18 protein-coding genes are annotated in these 23,780 nt (G+C 61.7%); 15 read left to right on the plus strand and 3 right to left on the minus strand.

The features are described 5' to 3' along the window. The first annotated feature begins 261 nt into the window (after positions 1-261). The 3 genes from PSH81_RS12845 to pgm all read left to right on the plus strand — a co-directional run bounded on the left by PSH81_RS12845 (position 262) and on the right by pgm (position 4,898). Positions 262-1,698 carry a hypothetical protein gene (locus PSH81_RS12845; RefSeq protein ID WP_305392694.1) on the plus strand — a complete coding sequence of 479 codons (1,437 nt, stop codon included), beginning with the start codon at positions 262-264 and terminating at the stop codon, positions 1,696-1,698. 36 nt (positions 1,699-1,734) lie between these two features. Continuing rightward, positions 1,735-3,141 carry a PLP-dependent aminotransferase family protein gene (locus tag PSH81_RS12850; protein ID WP_305392695.1) on the plus strand — a complete coding sequence of 469 codons (1,407 nt, stop codon included), beginning with the start codon at positions 1,735-1,737 and terminating at the stop codon, positions 3,139-3,141. A 113-nt stretch (positions 3,142-3,254) separates the two neighbouring features. Then, positions 3,255-4,898 carry a phosphoglucomutase (alpha-D-glucose-1,6-bisphosphate-dependent) gene (gene pgm / locus PSH81_RS12855; protein ID WP_305392696.1) on the plus strand — a complete coding sequence of 548 codons (1,644 nt, stop codon included), beginning with the start codon at positions 3,255-3,257 and terminating at the stop codon, positions 4,896-4,898. A gap of 69 nt (positions 4,899-4,967) precedes the next feature. Here the strand turns inward: pgm and PSH81_RS12860 are convergent, their stop codons facing one another. Continuing rightward, on the minus strand, positions 4,968-5,663 hold the full coding sequence (locus tag PSH81_RS12860; RefSeq protein ID WP_226457080.1) for a pirin family protein: 696 nt from the start codon (positions 5,661-5,663) through the stop codon (positions 4,968-4,970). Between the two features lie 219 nt (positions 5,664-5,882). On the opposite strand from PSH81_RS12860, the gene PSH81_RS12865 reads away from it, so the two are divergent. Next, the gene (locus tag PSH81_RS12865) at positions 5,883-8,330 is read left to right on the plus strand and encodes a UvrD-helicase domain-containing protein (protein ID WP_305392697.1); all 2,448 of its coding nucleotides are present in this window, start codon (positions 5,883-5,885) and stop codon (positions 8,328-8,330) included. Between the two features lie 91 nt (positions 8,331-8,421). On the opposite strand, the gene PSH81_RS12870 is transcribed toward PSH81_RS12865, so the two are convergent. Beyond that, positions 8,422-8,694: a DUF1652 domain-containing protein gene (locus PSH81_RS12870; RefSeq protein WP_003174017.1), complete on the minus strand. Its 273-nt coding sequence runs from the start codon at positions 8,692-8,694 to the stop codon at positions 8,422-8,424. 256 nt (positions 8,695-8,950) lie between these two features. Here PSH81_RS12870 and PSH81_RS12875 point away from each other — a divergent pair, with 256 nt between their 5' ends. The 4 genes from PSH81_RS12875 to PSH81_RS12890 are packed head-to-tail and all read left to right on the plus strand — an operon-like array spanning position 8,951 to position 12,724. Beyond that, entirely contained in the window at positions 8,951-9,760 is an 810-nt protein-coding gene (locus tag PSH81_RS12875) for an AraC family transcriptional regulator (RefSeq protein ID WP_192300950.1), read from the plus strand. A 49-nt stretch (positions 9,761-9,809) separates the two neighbouring features. Next, positions 9,810-11,216, plus strand: coding sequence for an FAD-binding oxidoreductase (locus PSH81_RS12880; RefSeq protein WP_305392698.1), 1,407 nt, complete (start codon positions 9,810-9,812; stop codon positions 11,214-11,216). A gap of 26 nt (positions 11,217-11,242) precedes the next feature. Continuing rightward, complete coding sequence (locus PSH81_RS12885; RefSeq protein ID WP_305392699.1) at positions 11,243-11,584, plus strand: cupin domain-containing protein; 342 nt, start codon at positions 11,243-11,245, stop codon at positions 11,582-11,584. Between the two features lie 60 nt (positions 11,585-11,644). After that, the gene (locus PSH81_RS12890) at positions 11,645-12,724 is read left to right on the plus strand and encodes a polyamine ABC transporter substrate-binding protein (RefSeq protein ID WP_305392700.1); all 1,080 of its coding nucleotides are present in this window, start codon (positions 11,645-11,647) and stop codon (positions 12,722-12,724) included. An 894-nt stretch (positions 12,725-13,618) separates the two neighbouring features. On the opposite strand, the gene PSH81_RS12895 is transcribed toward PSH81_RS12890, so the two are convergent. Continuing rightward, complete coding sequence (locus PSH81_RS12895) at positions 13,619-14,407, minus strand: helix-turn-helix transcriptional regulator (protein WP_192300134.1); 789 nt, start codon at positions 14,405-14,407, stop codon at positions 13,619-13,621. Positions 14,408-14,606: 199 nt separating this feature from the next. On the opposite strand from PSH81_RS12895, the gene PSH81_RS12900 reads away from it, so the two are divergent. The 7 genes from PSH81_RS12900 (at position 14,607) to PSH81_RS12930 (ending at position 23,739) form a co-directional block, all read left to right on the plus strand. Beyond that, the gene (locus PSH81_RS12900) at positions 14,607-15,971 is read left to right on the plus strand and encodes an APC family permease (protein ID WP_192300133.1); all 1,365 of its coding nucleotides are present in this window, start codon (positions 14,607-14,609) and stop codon (positions 15,969-15,971) included. Between the two features lie 9 nt (positions 15,972-15,980). Then, positions 15,981-17,084: a P1 family peptidase gene (locus PSH81_RS12905; RefSeq protein WP_192300132.1), complete on the plus strand. Its 1,104-nt coding sequence runs from the start codon at positions 15,981-15,983 to the stop codon at positions 17,082-17,084. 366 nt (positions 17,085-17,450) lie between these two features. Continuing rightward, on the plus strand, positions 17,451-18,884 hold the full coding sequence (locus PSH81_RS12910; RefSeq protein ID WP_192300131.1) for a serralysin family metalloprotease: 1,434 nt from the start codon (positions 17,451-17,453) through the stop codon (positions 18,882-18,884). Between the two features lie 52 nt (positions 18,885-18,936). Then, the gene (locus tag PSH81_RS12915) at positions 18,937-19,305 is read left to right on the plus strand and encodes an AprI/Inh family metalloprotease inhibitor (RefSeq protein ID WP_226457608.1); all 369 of its coding nucleotides are present in this window, start codon (positions 18,937-18,939) and stop codon (positions 19,303-19,305) included. 104 nt (positions 19,306-19,409) lie between these two features. Continuing rightward, positions 19,410-21,110: a type I secretion system permease/ATPase gene (locus PSH81_RS12920; protein WP_305392701.1), complete on the plus strand. Its 1,701-nt coding sequence runs from the start codon at positions 19,410-19,412 to the stop codon at positions 21,108-21,110. Next, complete coding sequence (locus tag PSH81_RS12925; RefSeq protein ID WP_305392702.1) at positions 21,107-22,399, plus strand: HlyD family type I secretion periplasmic adaptor subunit; 1,293 nt, start codon at positions 21,107-21,109, stop codon at positions 22,397-22,399. Before PSH81_RS12920 ends, PSH81_RS12925 begins: the two co-directional genes overlap by 4 nt. A 2-nt stretch (positions 22,400-22,401) precedes the next feature. Then, positions 22,402-23,739 (plus strand): TolC family outer membrane protein, encoded by a 1,338-nt coding sequence (locus tag PSH81_RS12930; RefSeq protein ID WP_305392703.1) that lies wholly within the window; start codon positions 22,402-22,404, stop codon positions 23,737-23,739. Positions 23,740-23,780: the final 41 nt, after the last annotated feature.

Raw genomic sequence — 23,780 nt, forward strand, 5'->3', positions numbered from 1 at the left:
TCTGGATAAAGCAGCGTAGGAAGTTGTCGGAATATTCCTAGGTTGTACGGCGGCACCGCTCTAGCCCCTGTGGTTCTGCCGCCTGTGAAGGGGTTGGGCACCCGGCAGGCGAATAAGTGCACACAGTGCTTTTGTTGCGAGGTGCTAACGTTGATCCAGCGTAGTACAGAGCGATACACATCCAGCCTATAGGTGTAATGGGTCGGGCAACTAATCTTGATAGTTGCCTGAAACTGATATTTCAACTCGGGTAGTAGAATTATGAGCGCAATTCACGAGCAGGCCATGAACTATGTTTATCAACAAGTTCTACAACGTTTGATCGGGCACTTCACACGCGCCGAACGCACCGCACTTCAATTACTGATTCAACGCATAGTCGTCGCGGCCGGTGGCATGGAGCAGGTGGGTGATTACAAAGTGCTGATAGCCCATGGCGGCGGCGAAGTCAGCAGCTACACGCTGGCGTTGCTAAGGGCGGCGCAACTGTCCATCGCCGGGCGCGCACCCAAGACTTTCCAGTTGCGCGTGGCGACCTTGCGACACGCAGGGATGACCCAGGCCACCCTCGACACGCTGCACCAAGGGTATAGCGCGCTGTTTTTCCATGACGACCCCCGCGTCGAATTATTGATGGTGGAAAACCAGGAGGTGTACCCCTTCAACCACCAGCGCCCTGCGTCGAGCAGTGGTCGCGAAACCAGCCAGCGCACGACGCTGATGGTGGGGCACCTGACGTCCGGTGATCTGCGCGCCACGTTGTGCAATGACACCTTCCTGTCCCTGGGCGATTTCTTTCAGCGGGTCACAACCTGGAACGGTGGCGTGCATGCCGTGGTCAGTGGCGATTCGGCGCGCAAGCAGAGCCAGTACCTGGCCTGGCTGAAAAAGCACGCACTGATAGCCGGAGTGGGGATTTCGCGAGGTAAACCGATGTCGCTCAGTGGGCTGTTTGCACGCATGGAGGAGTGGAGCGTCGGCTGTTACCGCGACCTCTACGGCGATCAATACGTGCCGGGCGAAAGCCCTGGTCGTGGCGGGCATCGTCACTTGGCCTACATTGGGATTGCCGACCTACTGACCGACGTAGACCCCGGCTCCGCGCCGTTGCTCACGGAGTTCCTGGCCTATAAGCCAGACCCGTTCGGCTTCCACTTCAGCCATCCGGTGTATCCGAACCCGCTGCTGATGGCCCATCTGTACGGCTTGCAGGCCCAGTGTCTGCGCGAGCTGTCCTACGAGGATGGCGTCGAAAGCTTTATTCGCCAGGCGTACGGCTACATGAGTCGCCGGCAGATTCCCGAATACCTGATCGCAGAGGCCAGCAGCCCGGATGGCCGTGCGTTGTCGACCGTTCATGCGCAGGCGGTTTTTGGCCTGGATGAGAGCCAGTTGACCTGCTTGCTCTACTCGCCCTTCATCCACCACGGCCAGCGCCTTGAGGGTTACCTGCGCCAATGCCACCCCGGGATGCTGGTTGCGCTCCCGGAACTGCATAAGGTGCTGCAAGGCAAGGTGTCCTCCGACGTGCTGCAACAGTGGGCTGTCGACACCAGCGGGCTGCCGCTGCCGTTACTCCAGGCGTTGTACCGCCGGCGGCCCGGAGAGGTGGAACGTAGCGTGCTTGCGCGCGGCCGCGAGGCCTCGGGCTCGGCTGTCGCCACACCAGGCTGCGCCTTTCAAATGTCCGGGCGCTAGCGGCATGGGTGGGTGCAGTTGCCCTGGTGGATGGTCATGAACCTGCGGGGTGAGCGGCAAGCGGAATTTGCCTATCAGGCGGTGTACCGCTACATGATCAGCCTGATCAATGAAGTCGGCCTGGAGACCCCGGTCAAACTACCGTCACTGCGGCAGTTGTCGACGCGCTTGAACGTGTCGATCTCGACGATTCAGTACGCCTATTCGCTGCTGGAAAAGGAAGGGCGGGTCTACTCGGTGGCCAAGTCCGGTTACTTCGCCTGGCCAGTGACCAGCAACCCGTTGATGGCTCCCGGTGGCGACCTGCTGGAAAGGCTCTATGCCGCGGCACGACGCCCGCGCATGGCCGTACTCAGTGGCGACGAGCCTGCGTTGCTGGGCGCACTGGATGGCACCTTGCTGACGCTCGAGCGCCAGTTGATACGCCGTTATCCGCGCCACCTGCAACCCTGGTCGCAACCCTGCGGCGTGTGGGAGTTGCGGGCGGTACTGGCGGCGCGCTACACCTCATCGCCCACGCGCTGCTGGCAAGCCGACGAGGTGTACATCGGCGCCGACCTGCGTGGCGTGCTGGAAATCCTGATCGATGTGCTGGGCCTCAAAGGGACTACGTTGATTGTCGAATCGCCCTGCGACTGGTTGATTCTGCGTTTGCTGCAGGCCGCCGGTGTGCGGGTGATCGAGTTGCCCTGGAAGGCCGATGGCAGCCTCGACCTGATGAGCTTCGAGCACTTGTTGCGCCATGAGCCGGTGCAGCTGGTACTGCTGTCATCCGTGGTCAGCCTGCCGTCGGGCGTGGCCATGTCGGTGCAAGAGCGGCTGCACGTGGCGCATCTGCTCGAGCAGCACGGCTGCTGGCTACTGGAAAACGACAGCTACGGCGACTTGGCGTTTGCCGCTGGCCAGCCGGCGCTGCGTAATCTGGTCAACCCGGAGCGGCTGATCGTCTTTTCGTCGTTCGACAAAACCCTGGGGGCGGAAGCGCCGTTCGGCTATCTGCTGTCGCGGCACTTGAGCAGCGAATTGCAGCGTCAGTTCCTGCTGCGCGCCTTTCGTTTGTCGTCGATCCGACAGCGTGCCATCGCCCGCCTGTACCAGAGCGGGCGGTTTGACCAGCACTTGCAGACCCTGCGCCAGCGCCTGCAGGAGCAAGCCGAGGCCATGAGCCAACGTGTGGACGCGCGCCTGGAGGGGCGGGTGACCTACCAGCCGCCACGCGCGGGCGCCAGTCTATGGCTGCAGTCGGTGGCCACGGTAGACATGCGCCAGGTGTTCCAGCGCATGGTTGCCCAGCAAGTAGTGATTGCCCCGGGCGAGCTGTTCAGCCTGGCTGGCCTGCACCACCAGCATGTGCGCCTGAGCCATGTATTCAATGGGCATCCGAACCTGGACGTGGCCTTGGATGCATTGGCACTGGCATTCCAGCAGGCGCAGATTGGCTGAGTTAGGGAGTGTTAGAAAATTCTCCTTCTGCTGTGGGATCGATACCATCGCGTCGTAGTCCAACTCTCAGTAAACTGTCATTTTTTCCGAATCCTTCTTTCCGAGGTTTATGCATGACAATCAGTCCTTTTGCGGGCAAGCCGGCGCCAGCCCAGTTGCTGGTGGATATCCCGCGACTGGTCACGGCCTATTACACGGGCCAGCCTGATGCAGCGATCTCCACCCAACGCGTCGCCTTCGGCACCTCCGGGCACCGGGGCAGCTCGTTCGAACTGAGCTTCAACGAATGGCACGTACTCGCCATCAGCCAGGCCATTTGCCTGTACCGTGAAGCCCAAGGTATCAACGGCCCGCTGTTTGTTGGCCTGGACACCCATGCGCTGTCCACGCCTGCCGGCGCCAGTGCGCTGGAAGTGCTTGCCGCCAACGGCGTACACGTGATGCTGGCCGAGGGTGATGAATACACGCCAACCCCGGCGATTTCCCACGCGATCATCTGCTACAACCGCGGCCGCACCAGTGGTCTGGCGGACGGCATCGTCATCACGCCGTCCCACAACCCGCCGCAAAGTGGCGGCTACAAGTACAACCCGCCGAACGGTGGCCCGGCCGATACCCACGTCACCAAGTGGATTGAAGCCAAGGCCAACGAGTTGCTGGCCAACAAGCTCGCCGGGGTCAAGCGCATCAGCCACGCCCAGGCGCTCAAGGCCGACACCACCCATCGCCATGACTACCTCAACAGCTACGTGGCCGACCTGATCAACGTCATCGACATGGACGCTATCCGCAGCGCCGGCCTGCGCCTGGGCGTAGACCCACTGGGCGGAGCAGGGGTGCGCTACTGGTCGGCGATTGCCGAGCACTACCGCCTGAACCTGGATGTGGTGAACACCGAAGTCGATTCGACGTTCCGCTTCATGAGCGTCGACTGGGATGGCCAGATCCGCATGGACCCGTCCTCCAGCTACGCGATGCAAGGCCTGATCGGCCTCAAGGAGCGTTTCGACGTGGCGTTCGCCTGCGATCCGGACCACGATCGCCACGGCATTGTCACCCCGTCCGGTGGCCTGCTGGCACCGAACAACTACCTGGCGGTGTCCATCGACTACCTGTTCCAGAACCGTCCCGACTGGCGCGCCGATGCGGCCGTGGGCAAGACCGTGGTCAGCAGCGGCTTGATCGACCGCGTCGCCGCACGTATTGGCCGGCGCCTGTACGAGGTGCCGGTGGGCTTCAAGTGGTTCGCTGATGGTTTGTTCGACGGTTCGCTGGGCTTTGGCGGTGAAGAAAGCGCCGGGGCGTCGTTCCTGCGCAAGGACGGCAGCGTCTGGAGCACCGACAAGGACGGCTTGATCCCGGCGCTGTTGGCGGCAGAGATGACCTCGCGCAAAGGCCAGGACCCAAGCCAGATCTACCGTGGCCTGACCGAAGCCCTGGGTGAGCCGTTCGCGATCCGCGTCGACGCCAAGGCCACCCCGGCGCAGAAGGCATTGCTGGGCAAGTTGTCGCCGGAGCAGGTGACGTCCACCCAACTGGCCGGGGAAAGCATCCAGCAAATCCTCAGCCACGCGCCGGGCAACAACCAGGCGATCGGTGGCCTGAAAGTGATGACCGAAAACGGCTGGTTTGCCGCACGGCCATCGGGCACCGAGGACATCTACAAGATCTACGCCGAGAGCTTTATCGGCGAAGATCACCTCAAGTTGTTGGTGGAAGAAGCCCAGGTCCTCGTAGACGGCGCCATTTCCCAGTAACACCGCAAAACCGGTGTGGGAGGGGGCAGGCCTCTCCCACATTTAGCCCCCTCCAGACGTCGAAGGCGGTCAAGCCAGGTCGACGAGAACGATCTCGCTATCCTCGATGGCAGTCACCCGCAACACCGACTCATCCTCAACCGCAACACCATCCCGAGCGTGTGCGCGCAAGCCGTTGACGTCTACGGCTCCGGTGGCCGGCACCAGGTACGCCCGGCGCCCGTTGTCGAGCCGATACTCGGCGCTTTCCCCAGCCTTCAAGTTCGCCGCGACCAGCCGTGCGTCCGCACGAATACGCAGGCTTTCGCTGTCGCCCGTTTTACCGCTGGCCAGGGTCACAAAGCCTTCGCGGTCACCTTTGGGAAACGGCTTGGCCCCCCACGACGGCGGCAAGCCGCTTTCATTCGGGATAATCCAGATCTGAAAGATCTTGGTCGGAGTGGCTTCCAGGTTGTATTCACTGTGGGCGATCCCGGTGCCGGCGCTCATCACTTGCACATCGCCAGCCTCGGTACGGCCTTTGTTGCCCAGGTTATCGGCATGGCTGATGGCGCCTTCGCGCACATAAGTGATGATTTCCATGTCGCGATGGGGGTGCTGCGGGAAGCCGGTGCCGGGGGCGATGATGTCGTCGTTCCACACCCGCAGGTTGCCCCAGTGCATACGCGCAGGGTCGTGGTATTCGGCAAAGGAAAAGTGGTGATGGGCGTCAAGCCAGCCATGGTGGGCGCCGCCCAGCGTGTTGAAAGGTCGAAGTTCAAGCATGATCGTCTCCTGTGGATAGCGCCTATGATCCGGCAGTACATGATCGATAAAAAGCGTAAAAAGTGCCTGATTCCTATCGACTTACTAGATTGATAAACAGGGTTTTGACTTTCACTTCATCGCCTAACTGCATGACAGCAAAGCAATTGGCTGGAACTGAACGCCGATTCCGGCGACCATGGCGCATTCGCCAAAACCAACCTCATCGCTGGAGTCCGCGTGCCGCAACACACCCCTGATTTGCCCCCAGAGCTACGCCCACTGGCAGACATGCCGTTGTTCAAGCGCCTGGCGGCGCGCCTGTTTGGCCACGGACTCACGCGCCTGCGCGCCCAGCACCGGTTTTCCTGGCTGCATGGGCAGGCCGATGGCTTTCGCAGTGGGCACGAGGCAGGCGTGGAGTATGGCTACCGCGAGGGCAAGGCCGACGGCATCGAGGAGGGCCGGCAAGTCCTGCTGATCCGTGACTTTCGCCCCGATGAACACCGTGCACCGGGTGTCGACGACAACCTGTTCGATGATTGGCGCCTGCCGCTGACCGCCGACCTGAAAAAACGCATCAAGGCTGACGTGGCGCGCCTGCTGCCGGCGCATGCCCAGCCCAGTGCCGCGCAGTGGAAGATGATCTTCAGCGACACACCTTCGACGTCGGTGATCGCGGGTGCCGGTGCGGGTAAATCCACCTCGCTGGTGCTGCGTATCCTGCTGTTGACCCATTACCTGGGCTTTGAACTCAGTTCGATGACCGTGGTGACCTTCACCCGCGAATCGCGCAGAGACTTCATCCACAAGCTCATGGAAATTCTCAACCTGTGGGGCCAACCCCTTGGCTTCAAAGAGGCCCAGGCGGTGGTACGCACCTTCCATTCGCGCATCCTGCCGATGGTGCGCAGCTTGCCGGGTTTCGAGCGCCTGCAGGCCTTCGAGAACCTGAGTTCGGGTGCTGAAGAGGCTGACAGCAACCCGTTCGACCTGCGTATCAACGACGCCCAGCGTCAGCAAATGAACGCCTGCTATCACCGTTTACACGGCCAGCATGCGCGGTTCCGCGAGCTGATCGCGCCGTTGGCCCGGCATGGGCTGCAGCTCAAGGAGCTGGAGCGCGAGCATCCCGACGTGCAAAAGCGCGTGGCAGTGACCGAGTTGGCGGCCAAACGCGACGAAGAACTCTGCGATGTGATCGAAGACCTGTGGTTCCGCGCAGGGGCCTGGCCGATCAAGGGCATTGAGCCGAGCCGGCAGACCGTGGAGATCAATGGCGCGAAATTCCATTGCCATGGCTACATCGCGGAGCTGGATGCGTGGGTGGTGCTGGGCTTCGATTCGCGGGAAAACGCCCAGGTCAGTCGGCCCAATTCGAAACTTTCGGTGCGCGCCGAGTGGGCGGTAAAGCGCACCCTGTTTCAAGCTTTCTGCCGTAAGTCACTGATATGGCTTGATAATTACGATTCATCAAAACGACTGTTAAGCAGCCTGGCCGGTGATGCCAGCGCGGGGCCGGGCTTTGATTACAAGGTCAAGGGCGAGCTGGCTTCGGCGCCGCTGTTGGACTGTTTCGTCATGGCGGCCGGTTTTATCGAGAACCTCGGGTTGGATGTGCCCACGGCCGTGGGCCAGATGAGCTTTGCCAAGGACGACCCGGACCGCTTTTTCTTCGAGGCGCTGAGTATTTTCTGGAAGGCCCTGGAAGACCACTTGCTCGACCAGTCGCCGCCGATCATGACCTACAACCGCATGTTCTCGCTGTTTGGCGAAAACACCCCGGAAAACCTCAAGCTGCTCAGCGATCCGTTGCTGCGGCCGCTGTCCCACCTGATGATCGACGAATTTCAGGACGTCTCGCCGCAGATCGTCTCGTGGATCCGCGCCAGCCTGCGCGAGATCCGCAGTCGCGGTCCGGCCATGCACGTCGGGCGCGGCGCCCAGCGTTCATCGCTGCTGTGCGTGGGGGATGACTGGCAGTCGATCTATGGTTGGCGCGGCAGTTCGCCCAAGTATTTCATGCAGTTCAACCAGGAATTCCCATCCCCGGCCACCACTCGCGTGATGCTGGCGGAGAACTACCGCAGTCACCAGCACATCATCGACGCGGCAGAGCATATCGTGCGCGCTGCGCCGGCGATTCCCGGCAAAAAGGCCAAGGCCAGCGGAGCGCCCAAGCCGTTGGTGCCGGTCAAGGTGCTGGAGCGCGACGAAGCCGCACTGGGGCAGCAGCTGTTGATGCACTATCAAAACGGCGAAACAGTGTTAATGCTTTATCGAAAAAGTAGCGATAAGTTACTGATTCAAGAGCATATTCAGTCTGTAGTTAATCTAGATTCTAGCTTGCCTCCCCAGGCGCGCAGGCTTAAGCAGCTGACCTATCACAGTGCCAAGGGCCTACAGGCAGACGCGGTATTTCTGCTGGGCGATTGCCAACATGTCACCAGCTCGCCCTACAAGAATCAGGTGTACCGCATGGCGGGGCTGGGCAAGGACGGTGACAGCGAGCCGTATGACACTGCGCAAAAGGACGAGGTGCTGCGCCTGGCCTATGTCGGCATTACCCGCGCCGTCAGCCATTGCTACTGGTATGTGGAAAAGCCCGAAGGCCAGGCGGTGAATGTGCCCAAGGCGTCAGAGCGGGTAGATGGCAAGAAAGCCTTCTTCGACGACCAACGCGGTTAGCCGGCGAATGCAACATCCCCCCCTGTGGGAGCGGGCTTGCTTCCACACAAGCCTGTTCCACCTTCGAACGGTGTTGTCTGTCAGCGCGTATTCAAGCCCGTAAAGACAGCGGCGGCACAAACGACGCCAACTCATCCTCCACCGCTTCGATAATCCGCTCCACGTCGGCCGCATTCATCACCGTGGCGCAAGGGATGCCCGCGATGGCAATCAACGTCTCGCCACTCGCTCGGTCAAACAGGCGGGCGACCATGCTGCCGGGCGCGTCCATGCTGCCCTCGAAGCCCATCGGATGGAAATGCCAGCGCATCAGCTGGCAGGCGTTGGGGAATGTCACTTTGTTCATATTGCCCACCTTGTTCATTGAGCGCTTCCTTTTGCTCGCGGCAGGGGCCATGACCGTCAGTGGTCGTGGCATCGGAGAAGTTAAAAATAGCATCCGTTCGTAAACACAACGTGACTTTTTTCGCCCCGTTTGGCGGTTGTTTTCCTACCTTTTGATGTGGGTCACGTCTTACAACAAGGCAGGCAAAAGGCCATTATTCCGGTATTCCATCTGGCCATTGTCGCACGCTGCAAAATTCGGCAATCTCCACGCTTTACCCGCCGCAGAGCCTTCCATGCCAAACATCGCCCCAGACGATGATAGCCAGCACACCCAAGCCACCTGCGACGTCGTGCTGCGCCACAGCCTGTGTTGGCGGCGTCGCGACCTTGATGGGGTGATGTCCTACTACCACCCGCAGATCCAGTACCACGATTTTTTCCAGAACCGTGTGGTCGGTTACGCCGAGCTGCGTGAGTACCTGCAAGCCAGCATGCCCCGTGAGGCGGACGAGGCGATTGAGCACACCGACCGCATCCGCGCTGATGGCAACACTGCGTTCATCCAATATCGCATCACCTTGCGCGGCGGCCAGGGCCTGGTGTCGTTTCGCACCAGCGAAGCGATCACCGTGCGCGACGGGCTGATCTGGCGGGTCAACGAATACGCCTCCCTGGTGCACGAACAGCCGACCCAGACCCTGCGTCCCACGGTCAGCCGCCTGGGCCTGTCACCGCAGCAATTGGGGCATATGGCCAATGACTTGCAGCAGTACTTCGAACGCAAGCAGCCTTATCTGGACCCCGAATTGGACCTGCAACGGGTTTCCAAGGAATGCGGCTACAGCCGTAATCAGATTTCCTACCTGCTTAATCAAGTGCTCGGCCAGAGCTTCTACCGCTACGTGAACCAGGCCAGGCTGCAACATTTGCTCGCCGCGCTGGAGCACGCCACGCCGCCGATCAAGGTCGATGACCTGGCGTTCGCCGCCGGTTTCAATTCGTTGTCGGCGTTCTACAGTGCGTTCCGTCAGCACACCGGGCAGTCGCCCAAGGCTTACGTCAAACAAATTTCCCTGCGTGCACGCGCGCAAGACATTCAGTAACACCGCGCTCTAGGATCGACCCTATCGAAACGAGGTAGGGGAAGTGGGCATGCCAGCATGGCGCAATATCAGTTTATGGATGGGCCAGTTGGACGACCCGTTGGTGGCGCGGCCGTCCCTGGAGCATGACCTCGACGTCAACGTGGCCATTATCGGCGCCGGTTACACCGGGTTGTGGACCGCCTATTACCTGAAGCGCCAGGCCCCCGAGCTGAACATCGCCATCATCGAGGCACAAACCGCCGGTTTCGGCGCGTCGGGCCGTAATGGTGGCTGGCTGATGGGCAACCTGCTCGGCGAAGATCGCCTGCTGGCCGACGTGCCGCCCGAACAGCGCCGCGCCTCGTTCGACCTGTTGCACGGCATCCCCGATGAAGTTGCGCAGGTCCTGGGCCGTGAAGGCATCGACTGCGACTACCGCAAGGGCGGCGCGCTGTACTGCGCCGCGCGTTATCCCGAGCAGGAAGGCAGCCTGCGCCGCTACCTGGACAAACTCTACGCCCAGGGCCTGACCGAAGCGGATTACCGCTGGCTGGCCCCGCAACAACTGGCCCAACAGATCCGCATCGCCAAGCCCTATGGCGGTATCTATGCGCCCCACGTCGCGACGATCAACCCGGCCAAGCTGGTGCGCGGCCTCGCGCGGGTGGTCGAAAGCATGGGCGTGAAGATCTACGAAAACACCCCGGCCACCCACTGGCAATCCGGCCACGTGCGCACGCCCAAGGCGAGCATCCGCGCCGCCTGGGTGGTGCCGGCTGTGGAAGGCTATGCCAACACCTTGGCGCCCCTGGGCCGGTACCAATTGCCGGTGCAAAGCCTGATCGTCGCCACTGAGCCGCTGCCTGCCAGCACCTGGGATGAGATCGGCCTGAGCCACGGCCAGGCGTTCGGAGAAAGCAGCCGCCAGGTCACCTACGGCCAACGCACGGCCGACAATCGCCTGGTGTTTGGCGCCCGTGGCGGTTATCAGTTCGCCGGCAAACTGCGGCATGACTTCGATTTGACCGACAGTGAAGTCGAGCTGCGTCGCTACCTGTTCGGTGAGCTTTTCCCACAGCTCAAGCACGTACGGATTACCCATTCGTGGGGTGGCAACCTGGGCATGGCGCGCAACTTCCGCCCGCACATGCTGTGCGACCACCAGACCGGCATCGCGCTGTCCGGCGGTTATGGCGGGGAGGGCGTCGGCGCCAGCAACCTGGGCGGGCGCACCCTGGCCGACCTGATCCTCGGCCAGGCCACGCCGCTGACCAGGCAACCCTGGGTAATCCGCGAACGTGGCCTGGACGCGCTCAAGGCCTGGGAGCCCGAACCGTGCCGCTGGTTGGGCTACAACGCGATCATTCGCAGTTTTGTCCATGAGGACCAAGTGTTGGCAGACCCCAACAGCGCCCCTTGGCGCCGAAAGTTGGCGACCGGCGTGGCCGAGTTCATGGAAGGTTTCATGCACTAAGTCGTTTCACTCACACGGGAGAACCCATGAGCATCACTCAATTCAAAGACACGCTGAACGCCCACCTGCCGGACTCGTCACCCGTGGCCGTGCCCCTCGGCGAACCGATCGCCGTGGCATCGACCCTGAGCGTGGAGCGCAGCGACGGCGTCGAGACCGGTATCTGGGAATGCACCCCGGGTCGCTGGCGCCGGCAGATCAGATCCCAGGAGTTTTGCCATTTCATCCAGGGCCGCTGCACCTTCGCCCCCGACTCCGGTGAAACCGTCCACATACAAGCCGGTGATGCACTGATGTTGCCGGCCAACAGCACCGGCATCTGGGACATCCAGGAAACCGTGCGCAAGACCTACGTATTGATTCTGTAACGCTTTGATCCTTGATCGCCTGCCATAAAAACAGCCCTAAAACCGCCAGGAAATCGAACCATGAAAGCCATTGCCCTGTTGCCCTTGATGTTGCTGGCCTCCGCCAGCCAGGCCGCCGAGACGGTGAAGATCTACAACTGGTCCAGCTACATTGCGCCGGACACCACCAAGAACTTCCAGAAGCAGACCGGTATCGGTTTCAGCTACGACGTGTACGACAGCAACGAAACCCTCGATGGCAAGCTGATGACCGGCAACTCGGGGTATGACGTGGTGTTTCCGTCCAACCACTTCATGGCACGGCAGATCCAGGGCGGCGCCTTGAAAAAGCTCGACAAGAGCCAGTTGCCCAACTGGAAAAACCTCAACCCGGTGCTGCTCAAGGCCCTGGAAAACAACGACCCGGGCAACGCCCATGGTTTCCCGTACCTGTGGGGCAGTACGGGCATCGGCTACAACATCGACAAGGTCAAGGCAGTGCTGGGTGACAACGCCCCGGTGGATTCCTGGGACTTGATCTTCAAGCCCGAGTACATGGAAAAACTCAGCAAATGCGGGGTGGCAATCCTGGATAACGGCCCGGAATTGCTGCCGATTGCCCTCAACTACCTGAAGCTGCCACCCCACAGCAAAAATCCCGAGGACTACAAAAAAGCCGAAGCGCTGCTGATGAAAGTGCGGCCGTATGTGGCGTACTTCCACTCCTCGAAATACACCGGCGACCTGGCCAATGGCGACATCTGCGTGGCCGTCGGCTTCTCCGGCGACGTGTTGCAAGCGGAAAGCCGCGCCACGGAAGCCAAGAATGGCGTGAAGATCGGCTATCAGATTCCCAAGGAAGGCGCCGCGATCTGGTTCGACATGGTGGCCATGCCCGCCGACGCGCCGGATGAAAAGGCCGGGTATGCGTTCATGAACTACCTGCTGGAGCCCAAGGTGATGGCCGACATCACCAACTCGGTGCACTACGCCAACGGCAACAGCGCGGCGGACGGCCTGGTGGCGCCCGAGATCAAGGCCGACACCAAGATCTATCCGAGCGGAGAAATGATGGGCAAGTTGTTTGCGCTGGAGGCGATGCCGCTGAATATCGACCGGATTCGCACGCGGGTGTGGAACACCATCCGCACGGGTCGTTAAACACCGGCCGCCCCTCTATGTGCGGGCTTCTGTGGGAGCGGGATTGCTCGCTCCACAGTTGATCGGAGTTGCTGGGCAGTAGGCGCTCGGCTGGAGATCGCCCAGGCACTGCCAGTTCCCTGTGGGAGCTGCCGAGCTTTAGCGAGGCTGCGAAGGCGGCGGCACTGCTGGCAGAGAGGTTGCCTGAACCACCGCTTTCGCGGGCAAGCCCGCTCCCACAGGTGATGGGTGTTGATGGATAGTGAATGTTCGGCTGGAGATCGCCCAGACACTGCTAGCTCCCTGTGGGAGCTGCCGAGCTTTAGCGAGGCTGCGAAGGCGGCGGCACTGCTGGTGGAGGTGTTGGCTGATCCACCGCTTTCGCGGGCAAGCCCGCTCCCACAGGTGATTGGTGTTGCTGGATAGTGAGTGTTCGGCTGGAGATCGCCCAGGCACTGCTAGTTCCCTGTGGGAGCTGTCGAGCTTTAGCGAGGCTGCGAAGGCGGCGGCACTGCTGGTGGAGATGTTGCCTGAACCACCGCTTTCGCGGGCAAGCCCGCTCCCACAGGTGATTGGTGTTGATGGGGAGTGAGTGTTCGGCTGGAGATCGCCCAGGTACTGCCAGTCTCCTGTGGGAGCTGCCGAGCCCTAGCGAGGCTGCGAAGGCGGCGGCACTGCTGGTGGAGGTGTTGCCTGAACCACAGCTTTCGCGGGCAAGCCCGCTCCCACAGGTGATTGGTGTTGATGGGGAGTGAGTGTTCGGCTGGAGATCGCCCAGGCACTGCTAGTCCCCTGTGGGAGCTGTCGAGCTTTAGCGAGGCTGCGAAGGCGGCGGCACTGCTGGTAGAGAGGTTGCGCCTCAACCATGGAATCCCCCACGCAAACCCCACACTTGGATTCTGTGCAGTCGCGGATTCAGGGGTTTTCCAGATCATGCCCCAACGACTGGATAAACAACGAAAACAGCTCCGGCTGTGACGAAATATCCAGCTTCGCGTACAAGTGTCGCCGGTGCACCTTTACCGTATCCGGCGAGATATTCAGGCGCTCGGCCATGGCCTTGGACGAAAACCCACGCAGTACCAGGCGCGCGATTTCCAGTTCGCGCTCCGACAGCACGCCGCTGCCAAAATGACTCAACGCATCGCGGATCTGGCTATCCATGGCCGGCGCCGCGCGCTGTGTGCTCTGCTGCCAATGTTGCTGCATCAACGGCAACACCCACGCCGCCAGCAGGGTCATCAGCCCGGTTTCTTCAACGCTGAATCGGCGCTGCATGCCCAATGACAGGGACAACGTTCCTGCGCCCGGCACTTGCAGGATGAACTGCACCTCATCCTCCAGCACGTTGTCGTGAAAGTAGTTGAGGAAGTACTCACTCTGGCGGAAATGATCCGGCGCGACTTCTTCCAGGCGGTACACGCCGCTGCTGAATCCCTCGCGACAGGCCTGGAAAAACGGGTCGAGCAAATACAAGCCATTGAGGTACACCAGCATCGACGCCGGCTTGCTGCTCGGCTGCGCGTCGTATTCCTCCAGGGCCTGGGGCGCGCCATCGTTGGGGTAGAAAATCGCCAGGGCGTTATCGAATGGCAGGCATTGGTGCAGCAACAGCACCAGCTGTTTCCAGAAACGCTCGGTGCCGATGTGCGCGACCGTGCGGCCCAGTGCGGCGTGCATGCCGACTTCCCTGAACAGGCTCATATCACAGGTTCCCACGGGCAGAAGATCGGCCAAGGGTTCGGCTTTTGCCGGGTGTCGTCAAGGGGAGTACGCCAATAGGGGAATTGGCCGACAACGGCCCAAGCGATAACGTCGGCATCATTGAACGGGAAACATATCCCAATAAATCACCATTTTTCGTTTCTGCCTCACACCAAAAACAACCACAGAGGATAACGATATGAGTGCTTCCCCCGCGCCAGACGGCGTGCTCAAGCCCACGCTGAGTGTGTTCGATGTAGTCGCCATTACCGTCTCGGCGGTCACGCCCGCCAGCTCCGTGTTTGTGATCGCCCCGTTTGCCATCCAGCAAGCGGGTAGCGGCGTGTTCCTCGCATTCGTGATGGCCGCTTTGCTCGCCCTGATGTTTGCCTTCTGCTACGCCGAACTGGGCCGTGCCCACAACAGCGCCGGTGGCGAATACGTGTATGCCAAGCGGGTGTTCGGCGGCATGGCGGGCTACGCGACGTTCCTGACGGTATTGGTAATGCTGCTGTTTATCCCGCCGGTGCTGGCCACCGGCGCGGCGACGTACTTGAACAACGCCCTGGGTACCAAATTCGACTCACAAACCGTCGCCCTGGTCATCGTGGTGTGCAGTTACGCCCTGGGCATCCTCAATATCAAGCTCAACGCCTGGATCACCGGCACCTGCCTGTTGCTGGAAGTCGCCGCGTTGCTGGTGATCGTGTTTATCGGCTTCGGCAACCCGATGCAGCCGGCCAGCGTGCTGTTCCAGCCGCAGATCGTCGAAAACGGCGTGCTGCACCTGGCGCCCTGGGCCTTGGTGATCGGCGCGGTGGGCATCGGCCTGTTCTCATTCAACGGCTACGGCCCGGCGGTGCTGCTGGCCGAAGACATGAAATGCGGCGGCAAGGGCGTGCACAAGGCGGTGTTGTGGTCACTGGGCCTGGTGGTCGTGATCGAGCTGGTGCCGATCACCGCGTTGCTGATCGGCGCGCCGTCCCTGAGTGCGATGATCAGCAGCCCGGACCCCATCGGCTACCTGCTGACCAGTCATGGCAATGAAACCTTGTCGCGGCTGGTCAGTGCGGGGATTTTCCTGTCGGTGTTCAACGCCATTGTCGCCATCGTGATCCAGATCGGCCGCGTGGTCTTCAGCAGCGGGCGCGATGCGCTGTGGACGCCGCGGATCAACACACTGTTTACGCGCATTCACCCGCGCTGGGATTCGCCGTGGCTGGCTACGCTGTTCCTGGCGATTCCGTCGGCACTGCTGAGTTTCAGCTCGAACCTCGCCGACCTCACTTCGTTCAGCGTGCTGCTGATCATGCTGGTGTACCTGGTGGTCGCGTTGAGCGCGTTGATGAGCCGGGTGTTGCTGCGTGATCGTGAACACCCTTACCGCATGCCGCTCTGGCCTTTGCCGGCATTGCTCGCCGTGCTGGGCGCCGGGTATCTGCTGGCGACCCTGGTCGCGGCGGCATCGGTGCGCGACGTGATGATCATCGCCGGCTTGCTGGCTGTGTCGGTGATTCTGTATTGCATCAGTGGCCGGTTGAGTCCGGCGTTCCAGAAATTGTAAGGAGTGGTTATGCGTGCACGTCAATTGGGCATTACGTTGGGGCTGGGCACACCCGGCGCATTGAATGCCATCACCGATGTACCGGGGGTGCGGGTTGGCCACAGTACGCTCAAGACCCGCGTCGACGGCAAACAGGTGCGCACCGGCGTGACGGTGGTGCAGCCACGCGCCGGCGAGGCCCGCCAGCAGCCGTGTTTTGCCGGGTATCACGTGCTCAACGGCAATGGCGATGCCACGGGCCTGGAATGGATTCGTGAAGCGGGGCTGCTGACTACGCCGCTGGCGATCACCAACACCCACAGTATTGGCGTAGTGCGCGACAGCCTGATCGCCCTGGAGCGCGAGCGCCTGGCGGACCCGGCAGTGTATTGGTGCATGCCGGTGGTGATGGAGACCTACGACGGCTTGCTCAACGACATCTGGGGCCAGCACGTCGGGCCCGAGCATGTGCGCCAGGCCCTGGAGTGCGCTGAAACCGGCCCGGTGCAAGAGGGGGCGGTGGGCGGCGGCACCGGGATGATCTGCCATGAGTTCAAGGGCGGCATCGGTACCGCGTCGCGGCGCTTGTCGGCAGAGCAGGGCGGTTGGACCGTCGGCGTGCTGGTCCAGGCCAACCACGGCAAGCGCCAGGAACTGCGGGTCGATGGCTACCCAGTGGGCCGCCAGTTGCTGCAAATCCCGTCGCCCTTCGCCGAGCGCGGCACGCCAGGCATGGGCTCGATCGTGGTGATCATCGCCACCGATGCGCCGTTGCTGCCGCACCAATGCCAGCGCCTGGCGCAACGTGCGTCCATCGGCATTGCGCGCACCGGCGGCGGCACCGAGGATTCCAGCGGCGACCTGTTCCTGGCGTTTGCCACTGGCAACGCTGACCTGCCGCCCGCTGACTACGGCCGCCAGGATCTGCCGCTGAGCACGTCGTTGCAGATGCTCAACAACGATCACATTTCGCCGCTGTTCAGCGCGGCGGCAGAGGCCGTGGAAGAGGCGATCATCAACGCGATCCTGGCCGGCGAAGACATGCACACCGACGACGGCGTGCTGGTGCCGGGCCTGCACGCTGAAACCCTATTGGCGGCATTGGATAAAACCGGCTGGAGTATGCCCCGGTAATCCGGGACAACTGCAACTTTTAGTTCAAGTAGTGGCTGTTTAATGTCGTTAATGACACCATGCCAATATATTGGATCCATTAACTAAGCGGCCGCCAAACGTTGGCGGCTTTAGCCCTATTTAATAATTAAATAAGTGCGGTGTGTTTTTTGTCGGACAAAATCAGCGCCGACCAACAAATACGGAGTGCAACTTACTGGCGCTAATTACCGGGTACTTTTTTGCCCCGGAAATAGATGTAGACGAAAGATTTCAAGTTGTGTCAGTTTTCTTACGCCTTCAAAAGAGGCGAGTGATAGGACGATCTCGCCCGCGGGGTTCCTATCGATCAAAGACTGATGCACTTGCAAACAAGGAAGTACGTTTATGTCAAAAGTAAAAGACAAGGCTATCGTGTCGGCGGCGCAAGCCAGCACCGCTTACTCGCAAATCGATAGCTTCAGCCATCTGTATGACCGTGGTGGCAACCTCACGGTCAATGGCAAACCGTCCTACTCCGTCGACCAGGCCGCCACCCAGCTGCTGCGCGACGGTGCGGCGTACCGGGACGTTGACGGCAACGGCAAGATCGACCTGACCTACACCTTCCTGACCTCGGCGTCGTCGAGCACCATGAACAAACATGGCATCTCCGGCTTCAGCCAGTTCAGCGCCCAGCAGAAAGCACAGGCCGCCCTGGCCATGCAGTCCTGGGCGGATGTGGCCAACGTCACGTTCACCGAGAAGGCCAGCGGCGGCGATGCCCACATGACCTTCGGCAACTACAGCGGCGGCCAGGACGGCGCGGCGGCGTTCGCCTACCTGCCCGGCACCGGCGCAGGCTACGACGGCACCTCGTGGTACTTGACCAACAGCAGCTACACGCCAAACAAGACCCCGGACCTGAATAACTATGGCCGGCAGACCCTGACCCACGAAATCGGCCACACCCTGGGCCTGGCGCATCCCGGCGACTACAACGCCGGCGAAGGCGCACCGACCTACAACGACGCGTCCTACGGACAGGACACGCGCGGCTACAGCGTCATGAGTTACTGGAGCGAGAGCAATACCAACCAGAACTTCAGCAAAGGCGGCGTCGAAGCCTACGCTTCCGGCCCGCTGATCGACGACATCGCCGCGATCCAGAAGCTCTACGGCGCCAACTACAACACGCGCGCCGGCGACACCACCTACGGTTTCAACTCCAACACCGGGCGTGACTTCCTCAGCGCCACTTCCAACGCCGACAAGCTGGTGTTCTCGGTATGGGACGGTGGCGGCAACGACACCCTGGACTTCTCCGGTTTCACCCAGAACCAGAAGATCAACCTCAATGAAGCCTCGTTCTCCGACGTTGGCGGCCTGGTGGGCAACGTCTCCATCGCCAAGGGCGTGACCGTGGAGAATGCCTTCGGTGGCGCCGGCAACGATCTGATCATCGGCAACAACGCGGCCAACGTGATCAAGGGCGGTGCCGGCAACGACATCATCTACGGCGGCGGCGGTGCCGACCAACTGTGGGGCGGTGCGGGCAACGACACCTTTGTGTTCGGTGCCAGCTCCGACTCCAGGCCGGGGGCGGCGGACAAGATCTTTGACTTCACCTCGGGTTCGGACAAGATCGACCTGTCCGGTATCACCAAAGGCGCAGGCCTGACCTTCGTCAACGCGTTTACCGGGCATGCCGGCGACGCGGTGCTGTCCTACGCTTCTGGCAGCAACCTGGGCACCTTGGCGGTAGACTTCTCCGGGCACGGCGTGGCGGATTTCCTCGTCACCACCGTTGGCCAGGCGGCCGTCAGCGACATCGTGGCGTGATGCAGGAGCGCGGCGTTTCGGCGCCGCGCTTTGCCCATGGAGCATAAGCAAGATGCAGCGTTTTACCCCCTTTATCGCCCGCGTATTGCTGGCGACGTTCGTATCGGCAGGAGCCCACGTGATGGCGAGCAGTCTTGTTTTACCCAGCAGCGCCCAATTGGCCGGACACTGGCAGTTGCACCAGCAGGACCAGGTGTGTGCGTTGGACCTGGTGGTCGCCGCCAATGCCGTGGCTGGCGACGTTGAATGCGCCGCGCAGTGGCTGGGCGACCATCCGAAGACCTGGCTGCCGACCCCGGACGGTATCTGGCTGATGAATGCCGACGGCACCGGGATTACCCATTTGAACCGACAGAAAGAGGGTGAATATAAAGGTCGCACCGCCCAAGGCACCGAAGTGCTGTTGCAGCGCATCCCTTAGTTGTTGGTTATAAGCCTATAACTTGATTTTATTAGTTGGCCGCTCCGTTATTCGGGGTGCGGGCAACTATTGCTTATTGTTTGGTTCAAGTGAGATCGGAAGACATGGCCACACCGCCTTTATTCAAAGCGCTGGGTGAATACAAGAACCTCTTGATCAGCGTTGGCTGTTTCACGGCATTGATTAACCTGTTGATGCTGGTGCCGTCGATTTACATGTTGCAAGTGTATGACCGCGTGCTGTCCTCCCAGAATGAAACCACCCTGGTGATGTTGACACTGATGGTCGTGGGCTTCTTTGTGTTTATTGGCACACTGGAGGCGATCCGCAGTTTTATCGTGATCCGCATCGGCAGCCAATTGGAGCGGCGTTTCAACTTGCGCGTCTACAAGGCCGCGTTTGAACGCAACCTGCACCGCGGCCAGGGGCACGCCGGGCAATCCCTTGGCGACTTGACCCAGATCCGCCAATTCATCACCGGCCCCGCGTTGTTCGCGTTTTTTGATGCGCCGTGGTTTCCCATCTATCTGCTGGTGATTTTCCTGTTCAACGTCTGGCTTGGCGTGTTGGCCACGGCCGGTGCGCTGTTGCTGATCGGCTTGGCGTGCCTCAACGAATACCTGACCAAAAAGCCGTTGGGCGAGGCCAGCGGTTACTCGCAGCAATCCACGCAACTGGCCACCAGCCATTTGCACAATGCCGGGACTATCCAGGCCATGGGCATGCTCGGCGCGTTGCGTCAGCGCTGGTTTGCCGTGCATACGCAATTTCTCGGCCTGCAGAATCGGGCCAGTGACACCGGTGCGGTAATCACTTCCCTGAGCAAATCCCTGCGCCTGTGCCTGCAATCGTTGGTGCTGGGGCTTGGCGCTTGGCTGGTGATCAAGGGCGACATGACCGCCGGGATGATGATCGCCGGTTCCATCCTGATGGGACGGGTGCTCAGTCCCATCGACCAGTTGATTGCGGTGTGGAAACAGTGGAGTTCGGCCAAGTTGGCCTACCAGCGCCTGGATGCGTTGCTGCGCGAGAGCCCGGAGGCCGTCGAGCCGATGAAGTTGCCGGCGCCCAACGGCCAGGTCAGTTTCGAACAGGTCAGCGCTGGCCCGCCGGGGCGGCGTGTGGCGACGCTGCACCACGTCAGTTTCAACCTTGGCGCTGGGGAGGTGCTGGGTGTGCTGGGCGCCTCGGGCTCCGGCAAATCCACCCTGGCCCGGGTGCTGGTGGGCGTGTGGCCGACCCTGGCGGGCACGGTGCGCCTGGATGGCGCCGACATCCACCGCTGGGACCGCGATGACCTCGGCCCGCACATCGGCTACCTGCCCCAGGACATCGAGCTGTTCAGCGGCAGCATTGCCGACAACATCGCGCGTTTTCGCCAGGCCGACCCTCAGCTCGTGGTCAAAGCCGCGCAACAAGCCGGGGTACATGAACTGATCCTGCGCCTGCCCCAAGGCTACGACACCGTACTGGGCGACAACGGCGGCGGGCTGTCCGGCGGCCAGAAGCAACGGGTGGCCCTGGCCCGCGCGTTGTACGGCGGGCCGCGGCTGATTGTGCTGGATGAGCCCAACTCCAACCTCGACACCCAGGGCGAAGCGGCTCTGGCCAGCGCCATCGTGCAGATGAAGGCCCAGGGCAGCAGCGTGGTACTGGTCACCCATCGCTCGGCGGCATTGGCCCAGGCCGACAAGCTGCTGGTGCTCAACGACGGCCAGCTGCAAGTGTTCGGACCCAGCCAGGAAGTGCTGCGGGCGTTGTCCGGGCAGCGTGAACAACCGCCTCAAGAGAGGATGCCAGCATGATCCACGAACAACACGACGCCGGCTTTTTTGTGCGCATGGGCTGGTTGCTGACAGTGCTCGGCGCCGGCGGTTTTTTCCTTTGGGCCAGCCTGGCGCCGCTGGACCAGGGCATTCCGGTGCAGGGCACGGTGGTGGTGTCGGGCAAGCGCAAGGCCGTGCAAACCCTCAGCCCCGGCGTGGTCGGCGCGATTCTGGTGCGTGAGGGCGAGGCGGTCAAACAAGGCCAGCCGCTGTTTCGTCTCGACCAGACCCAACACCAGGCTGACGTGCAATCGCTGCAAGCCCAATACCGCATGGCCTGGGCCAGCGTGGCGCGCTGGCAGAGCGAGCGCGATAACCGCCCCGGCATCGTTTTTCCGGCCGAACTGAGCAGCAATCCCGACCCGGCCCTGGCCTTGGTCTTGGAAGGCCAGCGCCAACTGTTCAGCAGCCGCCGCGAAGCCTTTGCCCGCGAGCAGGCCGGGATTCGCGCCAACATCGAGGGTGCCACCGCGCAGCTGGGCGGCATGCGCCGTGCGCGCAGTGACCTGACGGCCCAGGCCCAATCCCTGCGCGATCAGCTGGCCAACCTGCAACCCCTGGCCGACAACGGCTACATCCCGCGCAACCGCTTGTTGGAGTACCAGCGCCAACTGTCCCAGGTGCAACAGGACCTGGCGCAAAACAGCGGCGAAAGCGGCCGGGTCGAGCAGGGCATCCTAGAATCGCGTCTGAAATTGCAGCAGCACGGCGAGGAATACCAGAAAGAGGTACGTAGCCAACTGGCCGACGCGCAACTGCGCAGCCTGACCCTGGAGCAGCAGTTGACGTCCGCCGGGTTCGACCTGCAACACAGCCAGATCAACGCGCCGGCCGATGGGATTGCAGTCAACCTCAGCGTGCACACCGTCGGCGCAGTGGTGCGCGCCGGTGAAACCCTACTGGAGATCGTGCCCCAGGGCACACGCCTGGAAGTCGAAGGGCGCTTGCCGGTGCATCTGGTGGACAAGGTTGGCACGCAACTGCCGGTCGACATTCTGTTCACCGCCTTCAACCAGAGCCGCACGCCACGGGTGCCCGGGCAGGTCAGCCTGATTTCGGCCGACCAGATGCTCGATGAAAAGACCGGCGCGCCTTATTACGTGCTGCGCACCACGGTCAGCGAGCTGGCGCTGGAGAAACTCCACGGCCTGGTGATCAAGCCTGGCATGCCCGCCGAAATGTTCGTGCGTACCGGCGAGCGTTCGCTGCTCAATTACCTGTTCAAGCCGCTGCTGGATCGCGCCGGCTCCGCATTGACCGAGGAATAAACATGAAAGCGGTGTTTATCGCCTTGCTGCTCAGTTGTACCACTGCCCACGCCGCCATGGGCCCGTTCGACGTGTACGAGCAGGCCCTGCGCAACGACCCGGTGTTCCTCGGCGCCATCAAGGAGCGCGACGCCGGCCTGGAGAATCGCACCATCGGCCGTGCCGGCCTGCTGCCCAAGCTGTCGTACAACTACAACAAGGGGCGCAACAACTCCCAGGCCACCTTGCCCGATGGCCGTGGCGGCAACTATCACGATGACCGCAACTACAACAGCTACGGCTCCACGTTCAGCCTGCAACAGCCGCTGTTCGACTACGAAGCCTATGCCAACTACCGCAAGGGCGTGGCCCAGGCACTGTTTGCCGACGAGAGTTTTCGCGACAAGAGCCAGGCGTTGCTGGTGCGGGTGTTGTCCTACTACACCCAGGCGTTGTTCGCACAGGACCAGATCGACATTGCCCGGGCCAAGAAGAAGGCCTTCGAGCAGCAGTTCCAGCAAAACCGCCACTTGTTCGAGCGGGGTGAGGGCACGCGCACGGACATTCTCGAAGCCGAGTCCCGTTACGAGTTGGCCAGCGCCGAAGAGATCCAGGCGTTGGATGAGCAGGACGCGTCCTTGCGCGAACTGGGCGCGTTGATCGGTGTGCCAAGCGTCAACATCAACGACCTGGCGCCGCTGAACCAAGGCTTCGCCGCGTTCACCCTGAGCCCGGCCAACTACGACACCTGGCATGCGCTGGCTGTCAGCAACAACCCGACGCTGGCCTCCCAGCGCCAGGCCCTGGAAGTGGCGCGTTATGAAGTGGAACGCAACCGCGCCGGGCATTTGCCCAAAGTCACGGCGTATGCCAGTTCGCGCCAGCAGGAGTCCGACAGCGGCAATACCTACAACCAGCGCTACGACACCAACACCATTGGCATTGAAGTCAGCCTGCCGCTGTATGCCGGTGGCGGTATTGCCGCCTCCACCCGCCAGGCCAGCCGCGCCATGGAGCAGGCCGAGTACGAACTGGAGGGCAAGACCCGCGAAACCCTGATCGAGCTGCGGCGCCAGTTCAGTGCGTGCCTGTCGGGGGTGAGCAAATTACGTGCGTACCAGAAGGCCCTGGTCTCGGCCGAAGCGCTGGTGGTGTCGACGAAGCAAAGCATCCTCGGTGGCGAGCGGGTCAACCTCGACGCACTCAACGCCGAGCAGCAGCTCTACAGCACCCGCCGCGACCTGGCCCAGGCGCGCTACGACTACCTGATGGCCTGGACCAAATTGCATTACTACGCCGGCAACCTGCGTGACACCGACCTGGCCAAGGTGGATGAGGCGTTTGGGCCGGCGCCACGGTGACCGCCGATCTCGCGCATTCCAACAACAAAAAGAGGCATCAG

The organism is Pseudomonas sp. FP2335, from assembly GCF_030687535.1.
Lineage (GTDB): Bacteria > Pseudomonadota > Gammaproteobacteria > Pseudomonadales > Pseudomonadaceae > Aquipseudomonas.